13 protein-coding genes are annotated in these 13320 nt (G+C 70.8%); 2 read left to right on the top strand and 11 right to left on the bottom strand.

The genetic code is table 11. From position 1 onward, the window contains the following. Positions 1 to 24: 24 nt before the first annotated feature. Entirely contained in the window at positions 25 to 1632 is a 1608-nt protein-coding gene (locus ACFVDI_RS08040; protein ID WP_378902627.1) for a succinic semialdehyde dehydrogenase, read from the top strand. Then, on the top strand, positions 1629 to 2921 hold the full coding sequence (locus tag ACFVDI_RS08035; RefSeq protein WP_378902624.1) for a hypothetical protein: 1293 nt from the start codon (positions 1629 to 1631) through the stop codon (positions 2919 to 2921). Before ACFVDI_RS08040 ends, ACFVDI_RS08035 begins: the two co-directional genes overlap by 4 nt. A 3-nt stretch (positions 2922 to 2924) precedes the next feature. Here ACFVDI_RS08035 and ACFVDI_RS08030 read toward each other — a convergent pair whose 3' ends face one another. The 11 genes from ACFVDI_RS08030 to ACFVDI_RS07980 all read right to left on the bottom strand — a co-directional run bounded on the left by ACFVDI_RS08030 (position 2925) and on the right by ACFVDI_RS07980 (position 13316). Then, positions 2925 to 3350: a nitroreductase/quinone reductase family protein gene (locus ACFVDI_RS08030; protein ID WP_378902621.1), complete on the bottom strand. Its 426-nt coding sequence runs from the start codon at positions 3348 to 3350 to the stop codon at positions 2925 to 2927. Positions 3351 to 3413: 63 nt separating this feature from the next. Beyond that, the gene (locus ACFVDI_RS08025) at positions 3414 to 5024 is read right to left on the bottom strand and encodes an FAD-dependent oxidoreductase (protein ID WP_378902618.1); all 1611 of its coding nucleotides are present in this window, start codon (positions 5022 to 5024) and stop codon (positions 3414 to 3416) included. Beyond that, positions 5021 to 6301: an NAD(P)-binding domain-containing protein gene (locus ACFVDI_RS08020; protein ID WP_378902615.1), complete on the bottom strand. Its 1281-nt coding sequence runs from the start codon at positions 6299 to 6301 to the stop codon at positions 5021 to 5023. The genes ACFVDI_RS08025 and ACFVDI_RS08020 overlap by 4 nt, the downstream gene beginning before the upstream one ends. Beyond that, positions 6298 to 7047, bottom strand: a complete 750-nt coding sequence (locus ACFVDI_RS08015) for an SDR family oxidoreductase (RefSeq protein ID WP_378902612.1) — start codon at positions 7045 to 7047, stop codon at positions 6298 to 6300. Before ACFVDI_RS08015 ends, ACFVDI_RS08020 begins: the two co-directional genes overlap by 4 nt. Positions 7048 to 7064: 17 nt before the next feature. Next, entirely contained in the window at positions 7065 to 8549 is a 1485-nt protein-coding gene (locus ACFVDI_RS08010; protein WP_378902609.1) for an aldehyde dehydrogenase, read from the bottom strand. Continuing rightward, positions 8546 to 9154 carry a hypothetical protein gene (locus ACFVDI_RS08005; RefSeq protein ID WP_378902606.1) on the bottom strand — a complete coding sequence of 203 codons (609 nt, stop codon included), beginning with the start codon at positions 9152 to 9154 and terminating at the stop codon, positions 8546 to 8548. Before ACFVDI_RS08005 ends, ACFVDI_RS08010 begins: the two co-directional genes overlap by 4 nt. Then, the gene (locus tag ACFVDI_RS08000; protein WP_378902603.1) at positions 9155 to 9349 is read right to left on the bottom strand and encodes a ferredoxin; all 195 of its coding nucleotides are present in this window, start codon (positions 9347 to 9349) and stop codon (positions 9155 to 9157) included. Beyond that, positions 9346 to 10698, bottom strand: coding sequence for a cytochrome P450 (locus ACFVDI_RS07995; protein WP_378902600.1), 1353 nt, complete (start codon positions 10696 to 10698; stop codon positions 9346 to 9348). Before ACFVDI_RS07995 ends, ACFVDI_RS08000 begins: the two co-directional genes overlap by 4 nt. After that, complete coding sequence (locus tag ACFVDI_RS07990) at positions 10695 to 11510, bottom strand: SDR family oxidoreductase (protein WP_378902598.1); 816 nt, start codon at positions 11508 to 11510, stop codon at positions 10695 to 10697. The genes ACFVDI_RS07995 and ACFVDI_RS07990 overlap by 4 nt, the downstream gene beginning before the upstream one ends. Then, on the bottom strand, positions 11507 to 12751 hold the full coding sequence (locus ACFVDI_RS07985; protein ID WP_378902595.1) for a cytochrome P450: 1245 nt from the start codon (positions 12749 to 12751) through the stop codon (positions 11507 to 11509). Before ACFVDI_RS07985 ends, ACFVDI_RS07990 begins: the two co-directional genes overlap by 4 nt. Next, entirely contained in the window at positions 12744 to 13316 is a 573-nt protein-coding gene (locus ACFVDI_RS07980; protein ID WP_378902592.1) for a TetR/AcrR family transcriptional regulator, read from the bottom strand. Before ACFVDI_RS07980 ends, ACFVDI_RS07985 begins: the two co-directional genes overlap by 8 nt. Positions 13317 to 13320: the final 4 nt, after the last annotated feature.

Here is a 13320-nt window from a genome sequence, read left to right as displayed (position 1 = left end):
ACAACCAGCTGATCGGAAGCAGACATGAGCACTGACACAGCGAAGACAGCAGGCGTACCCTTCGACAAGCTCAGGACATCGCGCCGCCCCGACTGGATCACCGAGGAACTGCTGGGCGAGCTGGTCTCCCGGGTCCCGTCCTCGACGGGTGCGTCCTGGAAGCTGACCGAGGTCTACACCGGTGAGGTGCTGGTGGCACTGCCGCAGTCCTCGCCGGAGGACGTGGAGCGGGCCGCCGCGGCCGGCCGCGCGGCTCAGCGCGCCTGGGCGGCCACCCCGCTCCCGGAGCGGCTGGCCGTCTTCAAGCGGGCCCACGAGCTGATCCTGCGCAACCAGCACAAGATCGCCGACCTCATCCAGGCCGAGTCGGGCAAGGCGCGCCGGATCGCGTTCGAGGAGGTGTGCGACCCGCCGATGGTGATCTCGCACTACCTCAAGCGGGCTCCGAAACTGCTCAAGGACAAGAAGCGCCCGGGCGTGATGCCGCTGCTGTCGAGCTCCATCGAGCGTCACCCGCCGCGGGGCCTGGTGGGGATCATCGCGCCGTGGAACTTCCCGTTCGCGACCGGTCTCTCCGACGCGATCCCGGCGCTGATGGCCGGCAACGCGGTGCTGCTCAAGCCCGACAACAAGACCGCGCTCTCGCCGCTGTTCGGGATCTCGCTCCTCGAGGAGGCCGGGCTGCCCGAGGGACTGTTCCAGGTCGTCTGCGGTGAGGGCCCGGACGTCGGCCCGACGATGCTGGACAACGTCGACTACGCGATGTTCACCGGCTCGACCGCGACCGGCCGGGTCATCGGCGAGCAGGCCGGACGCAACCTGATCGGCGCCTGCCTCGAGCTCGGCGGCAAGAACCCGATGATCGTCCTCGACGACGCCGACATCGATGAGACCGTCGGTGGCTCGATGTTCGCCGTCTTCGGCAACACCGGCCAGATCTGCATGCACATCGAGCGGATCTACATCCCGGACGCGATGTACGAGGAGTTCCGCGACAAGTTCGTCGCCGCCGTCGAGGGGATGCGGATCGAGGCGGCGTACGCCTTCGGGCCGGACCTCGGCGCGCTCGTCTCCCCCGACCATCTGGCGCGGGTGCGGTCGCACGTCGAGGACGCCGTCGCCAAGGGCGCCACCGTGCTCACCGGCGGGACGGCACGCCCCGACATCGGGCCGACGTTCTTCGAGCCGACCATCTTGGAGGGCACCACCAAGGAGATGCTCCACGGGGTGACGGAGACGTTCGGGCCGGTGGTCTCGCTGCACCGCTACTCCACCCTGGAGGAGGCGATCGAGCTGGCCAACGACACCGAGTACGGGCTCAACGCCTCGGTGTGGACCACGAACTTCAAGCGTGCCCAAGCCGTTGCAGCCCGGATCGAGTCGGGCAACGTCAACATCAACGACGGCCTCGCCACCGCCTACGCCTCCAAGTCGACCCCGTCCGGCGGTATGAAGCAGTCCGGGGTCGGCGCCCGCCACGGTGACCAGGGGCTGCTGAAGTACACCGAGACCCAGAACGTCGCCACCCTGAAGAAACAGGTCATGGGGCCGCAGGGCAAGCAGACCTTCGACGACTACGCCAAGCAGATGCAGACGTCGCTGCGATGGATGCGGAAGCTCCACATCCGTTGACGGCTGCAAGGGCCGTCCGCTCCCGCTATGCCGATCTGACCCGGGAGGAGCTCGCCGAGGTCGTACGTGAGCTCCTCCTGATCGGCCAGCTCATCGACCGCTCCGGGATGGCGTGGTGCATCTCCGCCTTCGGGCGTGAGGAGATGCTGCGGATCGCGATCGTGGAGTGGGCCGCGGCCTCACCGATCTACACCCGCCGGATGCAGGCAGCGCTCGGCTACGCCCCGGCTGTGGCGGGACAGGGCGACGTGCCGACCATCTTCAAGGGCCTCCAGCTCGACATCGGCGCGCCCCCGCAGTTCATGGACTTCCGCTACACCGTCCACGATGCCCGCCACGGCGAGTTCCACCTCGACCACTGCGGCGCGCTGATGGACGTCGAGCCGATGGGCGAGGAGTACGTCCGCGGGATGTGCCACGACATCGAGGACCCCACCTTCGACGCCACCGCCATCGCGACGCATCCGCGCGCCCAGGTGCGCCCGGTCCACCGGCCGCCACGGACGCCCGCCGACCGGACGCCCCACTGCCGCTGGACCGTGACCATCGACGACGCCCACCCCGAGGCGGTCGCGATCCCGGAGCTGGCCGTCAACGAGCGCTCCCGGGCCGCCGGGCTCGAGCTCGCGCCGATCGACCCCACCGATGACGGCGCTGCCGACTACGCGGGTCCGCTCGTCTCCGACCTCGACCTCGCGGCGTTCTCCCGCTCCGCGCTGGCGCGCATCGCCGACGAGGTCTGTCTTCAGATGGCGCTGCTCGACCGTGGCTTCACGCTCGCCCTGGAGCCGCGGGCCACCTCACCGGAGCAGCTCCTCGACATCCGCCGCAAGCAGCTCGTCGGAGTCGCCGGCATCGCCGGGGCGCGCCTCTCCCGGGCTCTCGCGCTGCCGCCGGACACCCAGGGCGCGCTGCGGCTGCTCGCGCTCCATCCGATGCTCAACCCTGCTGCGTACGTCTCGGTCGAGGTCGGCCCTTCGTCAAGCTCAGCACACCGCGCCGGCGCGCTGGTCGTGCGTCCCGCGGCCGCCGACGAGGACGGCGCCTGGGTCTCGCTGATCGGGCCGGAATGGTTCGTTCCGCTCCAGGTCGCGGTGCAGGCCCTCGACCCCCACCTCGACGTCGAGGTGACGGCCGCGGGGAGCACGGCCGACGACGGCTGGCGGGTCGAGGTCGTCCGCCGCCCCGAACCCGCCCCCGAGGCATCCGAGGTCGCGGTGGTGCGGTTCAGCACCGGCGCGGACTTCGCCTTCGAGCCGCGCCGGTCGCTGCCGATCACACCGGTCTGAGGATCACCTGCGGCGCAGCGCGAGGACCGGGATGACCCGGTCGGTCTTGGCCTCGTACTCGCCGAACCCCGGGCTCATCGCCTTGAACCGCTCCCAGGCGGCGTCGCGCTCGGCGCCCTTCAGCTCGGCGACCTCGACCTCGACGACGCCCTCGTCGGGAGTCTCGATCTTGGTCTCAGGGTGGGCCAAGAGGTTGTGGTACCAGGCCGGGTTCTCCGGTGCGCCGGCCTTGGAGGCGGCGATCAGCCAGGTGTCGGCGTCCGGATGGAGGTTGGCCACGGGCGAGACGCGCTCCTTGCCGGTCTTGGCGCCGGTGTGGTGCACGAGCACGAGACCGCGCCCGAACGGCACGGAGGTGACATTGCCGTCGTTGGCGCGGAACTCGTCGATGATCGACTGGTTCCAGTCCTTGTATTCGCTGCCTGACATCGAGTGCCTTTCCCCGAGGATCGGTTTTCATCCACTCTGGCAGACATCCCCGATGACCGAGGGTCAAACGCGGGCAAGCGCAGCGATGCGCACCTGCTCCTCCCGGTCGGCCACCTTCGCCCGCGGCCGGCCGATCTCCTTGCCGGACTCGCGCTCGTGGGTGTCGAGCGTGTTCCAGCCGCTCTGGTCGACGACGACCACCCCGCGGGCCGCCAGGAGGTCGTCGAGGGACTCACCGGTGGGCTCGGCGAGCGAGCCGGCGGCATGGTCGTCCAGGAGCGTGCGTACGGTCTCGGCGGCGCAGGCGCGGTTGGTGCCGATCACGCCGCTGGGGCCGCGCTTGGCCCAGCCGGCGGTGTAGGTGGCCTCGGCTCCGATGACCCGGCCGGCCTCGTGGAGGAAGCGGCCGGAGCCCTGCTCTCCTGGCACGCCGGCGACCCCCGCCGAGCGGTAACCGGTGGCCCGGACGACCAGCCCTGCCTCGATCTCCTCACCCGTGGCGAACCGCACCCCGGCGACGGTGTCCGCCCCGAGGATCTCGGTGGGCGTCAGCCCGAAGCGCAGGACCAGCCGCTTCGCGGCCTCCGTACGTGGCCGGGCGGCCAGGTCGCGGAGCAGGTCGGCCTTCTGGAGTGCTGCGAAGGCGCCGGCGTCGCGTTCGGTCAGGTCCGCCTCGGTCGGCAGGGCGGCCAGGTCGGCCCCCTCGACCACGACGTCGATGCCGGGGTCGTCGGCGAGTGCCCGCAGCTCGGGGCTGGTGAAGGCCGCGTGCTCGGCACCCCGCCGGGCGGTGACGACGACCTCGCGGATGCCACTGGCGGCCAGGGCCGAGAGCGCCGCAGGCGCCAGGTCGGAGGCCTGCAGCGTCTCCTCATCGGCCAGCAACAGCCGGGCCAGGTCGAGGGCGACGTTGCCGTTGCCGATGACGACTGCTCGCTCGTGGGCGAGCGGGAAGGTGAGCGCGGCGCGGTCGGGGTGACCGTTGTACCAGCCGACGAGCTCCGCCGCCGACGTCGAGCCCGGCAGCTCCTCGCCCGGGAGACCGAGACTGCGGCCCTCGCCGGCACCGGTCGTGTAGACGACCGCGTGGTGGGCGCCGAGGAGCTCCTCGTGGGTGACGTCGCGCCCGATCTCCACGTTGTAGCGGGTGCGCACCCGGCGATGGCGCGCGGTCTTCGCGAAGCCGGAGACGATCTCCTTGGTGTCCAGGTGGTCGGGCGCGACGCCGTAGCGGACCAGGCCGTAGGGCGTCGCGAGCCGGTCGATGACGGTGATCTCGACGTCGCAGCGTCGGGTGGCGGCGAGCTCCTCGGCGACGTACCAACCGGCCGGGCCGGCGCCGACGACGGCCACCTTGAGCGGGCCTCCGGCGATCTTGGCGCCGGGCGGCGGCAGCGGCGCGGGCTCGTCCTGCTCGCCGGTGAACTCGAAGAAGGCGGCGTTGATGTCCACGTAGGGCGCGAACGCGTCCGGGACCTCGTAGTCCGGGTAGATCGCGTTGACCGGGCAGGCGTCCTCGCAGGCGCCGCAGTCGATGCACTCGTCGGGATGGATGTAGAGCATCTCGGCGGCGCCGAACCCGGGCTCGTCCGGGCCCGGGTGGATGCAGTCGACCGGGCACACCTCCACGCAGGAGGCGTCGTTGCAGCAGGACTGGGTGATGACGTACGTCATGAGTGCTGAGCCTTCCGCCGGGCCTTCCGCTGGGCCTTTCCGATGGTCTCCTCGACGACCGTGTTCATCCTGGCACCGTTCGGCCACCCGGCGTAGTGACTCAGGAACACCACGATCTCGCGGAGCTCGTCGGCGGACAGCTCGCCGTTGGCGTACGCCGCGGGGATCTGGATCCCGAGCACGTCCGCGGCACCCTGGCCGGCGAGCAGCCCGATCAGCAGGAGCCGGCGGTCGCGGGTGGTCAGGCCCGGGCGCTGCCAGATGTCGCCGAAGAGGTGGTCGGCGGTGTAGCGGAAGAAGTCGCCTGCGCCGTCGGCCATGTCGAAGCCGTAGACCTCCTCCATCTTGCGCAGTCCCCTGGCCCGCGCCTCGGGGAGATCGGCGAACTTGTCGTCCGCCTCCGGTCGCGACGTCTTGGGCGACATCCCCAGGCCCGGCGCCAGCCGCTCGAGCGCGAGGCGGGCGAGCGGCACGTCGACCCCGAGCTCGTCGGCGAGCGCGACCGCGAAGCCGAGGTCCTTCTCCCCCAGCGCGACCACGTGACCGAAGACGCCGTGCCAGAAGTCGGTCTCCGCGATCGGTGCGGTGGTGTCGCGGTGCATGATCGCCCCCGGGCCGCCGGTGATCGCGTCGGTGTGGCGTACGACGTCACCGAGCGCGACCAGGTCGAGACCGGCCGCCTGGGCGAGCCGCTGGGCCTCGGTCGCGGCGGTGAACGAGGCGAAGTGGAGCAGGTTGCGAGCCAGCTTCAGCTTCGTCCCGGCACCGATCTCACCGGCATGGACCACCTTGGTGCCCATCGCCGCCAGGACCGGTGCGGCGGCTGCGTACGCCTCGGGGGTGCCGCCGACGAGGATCGCCAGGGTGCCCTCGGCCGCCCCCATCGGGCCGCCGGAGACCGGGGCGTCGAGCACGTTCACGCCGTGCGGCTCCGCGGTCGCGGCCAGCGCGGCGGGGGTCTCCGGGGCGACCGTGGAGTGGACCAGGACCGTCAGCGGTCCCTGCTCGGGGCGGTCGACGGCGAGCGCCTCCGAGAGGACCTGGCGGACCTGGTCGTCATCGCGCACCATCACGCTGAGCACGTCGACCGCGGCCGCCAGCTCGGCGACCGAGGTGGCCGCCGTAGCCCCCGCGGCGACCAGCTCGGCGACGGGCTCCTCGGCGATGTCGTGGACCCACAGCTCGATCCCGTCAGCCGCGGCGAGCCGGAGCGCCATCGGCCTGCCGATGTTCCCGAGCCCCACGAAACCTGCGCGTGTCCCCTGCACCGTGCTCACAGCCGGAACGTCCCTCCACCGTCGACGGCGATGATCTGCCCGGAGATCCACGAGGACTCCTCGGAGAGGAGGAACTTCGCGGTCCCGACCATGTCCTCGGTGGTGCCGAGGCGCTTGATCGCCATGCCCTTCGTCATCTCTCGCGCCGCGTCGCCGGCCTGCACCCGGGTCGCCTCGGTGTCGGTCGGTCCCGGCGCGATCGCGTTGATCCGGATGTTCATCCCGCCGAGCTCGTGGGCGAGCTGCTGGGTCAGCCCGTTGATGCCGACCTTCGCCAGCCCGTAGAAGCCGGAGTAGAGGTAGGCCGCGGTCGAGGACTGGTTGACGATCGCGCCGCCGCCCCGCTTCTGCATCGCCGGGTAGACGGCGCGGGTCATCACCAGGGCGCCGTTGAGGTTCACGCTCATGAACTTCTCGTAGTAGTCCCAGTCGACGGTGATGAGCAGGTCGAAGGCCATGTCTCCGTAGATCGCGGCGTTGTTGACCAAACCGTCGATCCCGCCGTACGCCTCGGTCGTCTCGGCCACCAGCGCAGCCGCCGAGGCGTGGTCGGAGACGTCGCAGCGTACGAATCTGGCGACTCCGCCGGCCGCCTCGATCTCCTTGGCGACCTGCTGGCCCTTGTCCTCGTTCAGGTCGGCGACGACGACGGCGGCGCCCTCGGCGGCCAGACCCTTCGCGTACGCCTCGCCGATCCCCTGCGCCGCCCCGGTGACGACGACGACCTTGTCCTTGAAACGGTCCATCTCTCCCTCTCCCGGTCTCATGCCGGCTCCGCGATCAGCTTGGTCTCCAGGTACTCCTCGAAGCCCTCGACGCCCATCTCCCGGCCGAGGCCGGACTGCTTGTAGCCGCCGAAGGGGGCGTCGGGGCCGAACCACTGGCCGCCGTTGACGCCGATGGTGCCGGTGCGGATCCGGGCGGCCACCGACTTGGCGCGCTCCAGCGATCCGGACTCGACCGAGCCGGAGAGGCCGTAGGGCGAGTCGTTGGCGATGCGTACGGCGTCGTCGTCGCCGTCGTGGGCGATGACCGTGAGCACGGGCCCGAAGATCTCCTCGCGGGCGACGCGGGCGGTGTTGTCGAGGCCGGCGATCACGGTCGGCTGGATCCAGAAACCGTCCGCCAGGTCACCTGACTGGACCGCGACGGTGCCGCCGGTGGCGAAGCTGCCACCCTCGTCCTCGGCGAGCGCGAGGTAGCCGAGGATCCGGTCGCGCTGGACCGCGGAGATCACCGGGCCGCAGATGGTGCCGGGCTCGGCCGGGTCGCCCGCGCCGAGCGAGGCCATGGTCGCGGCGGCGGCCTCGACGGCCGCGTCATAGGACGCCCGGGGCACCAGCAGCCGGGTCGTCAGCGCACAGCCCTGACCTGCGTGCACGGCCACCGAGAAGGCCGCCATCGACGCGGCCGAGGCCACGTCGGCGTCGTCGAGGACGATCGCGGCGGACTTGCCACCGAGCTCGAGGAAGACCTTCTTCAGGCTGGGCGCCGCGGCCGCCATGATCGCGCGACCGGTGGCCGTCGAGCCGGTGAAGGAGACCAGGTCGACCCGTGGGTCCTCGGCCAGCATCGCGGCCACCCGGTTGTCGCGCGGGGTGACCACGTTGAACACCCCTGGCGGGAGGTCCGTGTGCTCGGCCGCCAGGCGGCCCAGCTCCGCGGCCAGCCACGGGGTGTCGGGGGCGGGCTTGAGGACCACGGTGTTGCCGGCCGCGAGCGCCGGCCCGATCTTGGCCAGGTTGATCTGGTTGGGGAAGTTCCACGGGGTGATCGCCGCGACCACCCCGACCGCCTCCTTGCGCACGGTACGGCGCGAGGAGATGCCCATCGTGACCCCGACGCCGAGGTCCCGCTCCCACGCGTAGGACTCGGCCAGGTCGATGGTCCATCGCAGCGTGTCGACCGGGGTGTCGAACTGGGGCCCCGCCACCAGGAAGGCGGGCGCGCCGACCTCGGCGGTGGTCAGCTCGCGCAGCGCCGCGGCGTTGTCGAGGAGCGCCTGGTGCAGCTGGCGCAGGCAGCGGACCCGGAACGCCACGTCGGTGGACCAGTCGGTCTCGTCGAAGGCCCGCCGGGCGGCGGCGATGGCGGCGTCCATGTCCTCGGCCGTCGAGTCGGGCGCGCGGCCGATCTCCTGGCCCGTGGCCGGGTTCAGGATCGCGTACGTCTCGCCGGATGCGGCCGCGCCGAGCTTGCCGTCGACGAGCTGCTGGGCGGGCGGGTTGGTGGGGTTTCGGGTCGTCACACGGACTCCTGGGTCACGAAGTTCCCGGCCGCGACGGGCGGCGGCCAGACGGTCGAGGGCAGGTCGGCGAGGCGATAGTGGCCGGGTTGCTCCATGCCGTTCAGCGACATCCGCTCCAGCAGCCCGGCGGTCGCCTTCTTGGCCTTGACGATGTCGAGGAAGGTGGTCGCGGTGGAGCCGAGATCGAACCAGTCCCGCTGCCAGGCGAACTCCAGCCCGTCGCCGCCGGGTCGCCGCGTGAGACCGAACCAGGAGCCGCCGATGCCGAGGATCTCGTACTCCTCGCCGGTCGCGTCGTCGACGATCCCGGCCCGCTGCCGCCAGAACCCGACCACCATCGCGTTGACGTCGTCGATCACCGTCGCCTGGTAGTCGTAGTGCCAGCCCTCGAGCCCGGCCATCTCGGTGCCGAGCGCCCACTCCCGGATCTGGTCGCGGCCGACGGCCATGAAGTGCTCATCAGGGGTGTACATCCAGCCGTACGTCGCGTCCTCGGCGTACACGTCGGCCAGTGGCGCCCAATCACCCTCAGCCTCTGCTTTACGGTTAAGGTCGAGCCATTCGGCCCAGAACCCCTCGATCTCGGTGCGGTCCATGTCGGGCATTCAGTCCTCCAGGTTGAGAGCGAAAGCGGGGCAGTACTTCACGGCCGCACGCGCGACGGGCAGCTGCTCCTCGGACGGCTCGGCGACGCGTACGACGACCTGGTAGCGGTCTTCGTCGAACCCGAAGAGCTCCGGTGCTTCGGCGAGGCACTCCTGATGTCCCTGGCAGAGCCCGAGGTCGGCGGTGAGCTTCATGCTCGCCTCCGATAGCGGACCCGGCAGGGCTGCTGGAGCTGGATCACCATCTTGGTGAAGTCGTCGGCGTAGGACTCCAGCGGCTGCGCCGCCTCGAACGAGTAGTCGCGCAGGATGACCGAGAAGATCGCCTTCATCTGCATCATCGCGAACGCGTTGCCGACGCAGCGGTGCTTGCCGGCGCCGAACGGGATCCAGGTCCATCGGTTCCGCAGGTCCTCCTGGCGCGGGTCGAGGTAGCGGCTCGGGTCGAAGGACTCCGCCTTCGGGAAGTCGTCCTCGATCCGGTTGGAGACCCGCGGCGAGGCCGCCAGCAGGGTGCCGGCCGGGATGGTCTCGCCGAGCAGCTCGAAGTCCTCGCGCACCAGACGCATCAGGATGATCAGCGGCGGGTGCAGCCGCAGGGTCTCCTTCAGTGCCGACTCGAGCACCGGGATCGAGCGCAGTGCCTGGAAGGAGACCTCAGACCCGTCCGCGTAGAGGTCGTCGAGCTCGGCGACGACATCGGCCATCACCGACGGCTTGCGCAGCAGCTCGATCATCGCCCACGACGCCGTGCCCGAGGAGGTGTGGTGGCCGGCGAACATCATCGAGATGAAGATCCCGGTGATGGTGTCGGTGTCCATGTCGATCGAGATCAGCACGTCGAGCAGGTCGCGCTCCTCGCGCGGAACCGTGCCCCGGGCAACCCTTTTGTCGACGATCGCCTGGACGAGCGCGACCAGCTTCTCCCGGGCGGCGTCGCGCATCCGGAAGCTGTCGATGTCGGCGTACGCGTCGACGTACGCGATCGCGTCCGTGCCGTGCTCCAGCTCGTGATAGTGCCGGGCGAAGGACGAGTCGAGCTCCTCGCGGAACGGCTTGCCGACCAGACAGGCCGAGGTCGTGTAGATGGTCAGCTCGGCGAAGAAGTCGAGCAGGTCGATCTCCCCCTCCTCGCCCCAGCCGGCGATCATCCGGCGGATCTCGGCCTCGATCGTCTGCGCGTGCCCACGCATCATGTCGCCGCGCAGCGCCTGGTTCTTCAGCATCTGCTGCCGCTCCTCCGGCGAGGCGTCGAAGACGACCCCTTTGCCGAAGATCGGCGTCATGAACGGGTACGCAGCCGCCTGGTCGAGCACGTCGTCGGGCGCCCGGAAGAACGCCTCGTTGGCCTCGGCACCGGTGACCAGGACGACGTCCTTGTCGGCCAGCCGGAAGCGGCCGAGGTCGCCGCACTCCTCACGAACGCGGGTGAACAGCGAGATCGGGTCGACGCGCATCTCGGGCAGGTGCCCGGTGCCGCGGATGATCGCGGGGACGGTCGGGTCCTGGTCGTCCAGGACGGTGGAAACGGTGGGGATCGTCATGCTCTCTCCTGCCGCCGGTCGCTTCGCTCCCCGGCCCCTTCGGGAACGACGGGTGCCTCGGGGTTGACGTCGATCGTGCTGATGTGGACGCCACGCGGAGCGGTCACGATCGTCGTGATCGCGTCTGCCTGAGCGCACGCCTTGAGGAAGTGCGGGTGCCGGGCCAGGCCCCAGCGGACCCACTGCTCCAGCACGAACCCGCCGAGCTCGGCGGGCCACTCGTTGCCGATGTCGGAGTGGGTGGGACCGGGCCGCACGATGGACGCCCTGACCCCGGTGCCCTCGAGCTCCATCTGGAGCGCGTTGACCATGCCTTCCAGGCCCCACTTGGAGGCGGCGTACGCACCCATGAAGGGTCGCGGCCTCAGCGCCACGTCGGAGGAGAGGAAGACCAGGTCACCGCGGCGCCGCTCGATCATGCCGGGCCCGAAGGCGCGCAGGACCCGGTGGGCGCCGAACAGGTTGATGTCGACCTGGTCGGCGAAGGTCTCGGTCGGGACGTCGACGGTCGCGCCCGGGTGGGTGACACCGGCGTTGCAGACCACGACCTCGACATCGCCGAGATCGGCGGTCACCTTCGCCGCGAACCCGGCCACCGAGTCGTCGCTGGTCACGTCGAGCGGGTGCGCGACCGCCTCTCCCCCGTCGGCCCGGATCGCGGCGGCGATCTCCTCGACCCGGTCGAGCCGGCGGGCACCCAGCGCGACCGGGAAACCGGCCTTGGCCAGCGCCTTCGCCGTCTCCGCGCCGATCCCCGACGACGCTCCGGTGATCACCGCCGGGCGGCGGTCGGGCTGTGCGTACTTGCTCATCGGCCCGCCCTCCAGGTGAACATGACGGGTAGCTCGGCGAACCCGCGCACGCTCGTGGAGTGCACGCGGACAGCACGGTCGGCGTGGACCTCGAACCCGGACGTACGCCGCACCAGCTCGGCCAGCACGACCTTGGCCTCGAGCCGGGCGAGGTTGGCGCCGAGACAGAAGTGCCGGCCGACGCCGAAGCTCATGATCCTGCTGAGCTCCTCGGGCGGGCGGTGGATGTCGAAGACGTCCGGCGCGGTGAAGACCCGCTCGTCGCGGTTGGCCGAGCCGAGCAGGACGAGCAGCTTCGATCCGGCCGGCACGACCTGGCCGTGCAGCTCGACGTCCTCGGCCACGAAGCGGGCGAGCATCTGGCTCGAGGTGTCGTGGCGCAGGGTCTCCTCGATCCACGGACTCACCAGCGCGGTGTCCTCCGGATCGGAGAAGATCTCGGCCTGCTGAGACGGATGGGCGCCGAGGTGGAAGAGCGCGTTGCCGAGCAGCTTGGTCGTGGTCTCGTTGCCGGCCACGACCATCAGGAAGAGGAACGCGATCACCTCGTGATCGAGCAGCCGGTCGCCGTCCACCTCGGCCTCGAGGAGCGCCGAGGTGAGGTCCTCGCTCGGCTGCCTGCGCCGCTGCGCGACCATCTCGGCGTAGTAGCCGATCAGCTCCAGCGCGGCCGTCATCCCGGCCTCCGGCACGTCGCGTACGCCGTCCTCCCGGTGCACCACCAGGTCGGCCAGCCTGCGCACCTCGTCGCGGTCGGCGGCGGGGACGCCCATCATCTTCGAGATGACGTCCATGGGGAGCTTGCCGGCGAGCTCCGCGATCCAGTCCACCTCCCCGCCGTCCGCGGACGGCGCCACCAGCGCGTCGAGGTAGTGGTCCGCCAGCGCCTGGATCTCCGGCGTCAGCTCGCGGACCCGCCGGGGCGTGAAGCCGGCCGAGACCAGCTTGCGCAACCGCGTCTGTGCGGCCCCGTCCAGGGCGAGGAAGGACATCACCCGGTGGGCGTCGGCGTTCCAGGCGCTGGCGTCGAGCGAGACCCCCATCCGGTTGGAGAAGGTCACGTCGTTCTTGATCGCGGCGTGCACGTCGGCGTGCCGGGAGAGCGCCCAGAAGTCGTCGGAGGCGTTGCGGTAGAGCGGCGCCTCCTCTCGCAGCCGGGCGTAGACCGGGTAGGGGTCCTCGTGGAAGTCGTAGTCGTAGGGGTCGAAGATCTCGGTGGCGGTGCTCGTCATCTCACTCATCTCGACAGGCTCGATACGTCGCCTCGTCGACGATCACGGCGACGACCGGGGCGAGCCGGCCGGCCATCTCGTCGTAGGTCATCAGGCCCATGCCCGCCTGCAGCAGCGCACCCGAGAAGGCGAGCAGCATCGCTTCGCGCACGGCATCCTCGGCGCCGTCCCCGAGCGCCACCTCGAACCGGGCGGCGAACTCGCCACCGATCCGCAGCCGCAGCCGCTCGACATCGGCATCGCTGCCCAGCAGCGCCGGGGTGACCGCGGCCGCGAGCGCCGGTTCCTCGGCGATCCTCGTGGTCAGGCCGCGTACGGCCGCCTGCACCCGCTCCACGCGCGATCCGGGCACGATCGTCGACGAGGCCTGGGTGAGGTGGCGCCAGAAGAGCTCGGCGAAGAGGTGGTTCTTGGAAGCGAGATAGGTGTAGGCCGTCGCCGCGGAGACACCGGCCCGCGCGGCGACCGCACGGATGGTGAGCGCCTCGTGCCCGACCTCACGCAGCTCCTGCAGGCCCGCGGCGAACAGTCGCTCCACCGTCTCCGTCTGTCGGGTGCTCGTTGCGCTGGACACGTGT

Origin of the sequence: Nocardioides sp. NPDC057767, assembly GCF_042798275.1 — a bacterium.
In the GTDB taxonomy this organism is placed as follows: domain Bacteria; phylum Actinomycetota; class Actinomycetes; order Propionibacteriales; family Nocardioidaceae; genus Nocardioides.
The sequence above is the reverse complement of the archived record's forward strand: the minus strand, read 5'-3'. Positions and strand labels throughout refer to the sequence as shown.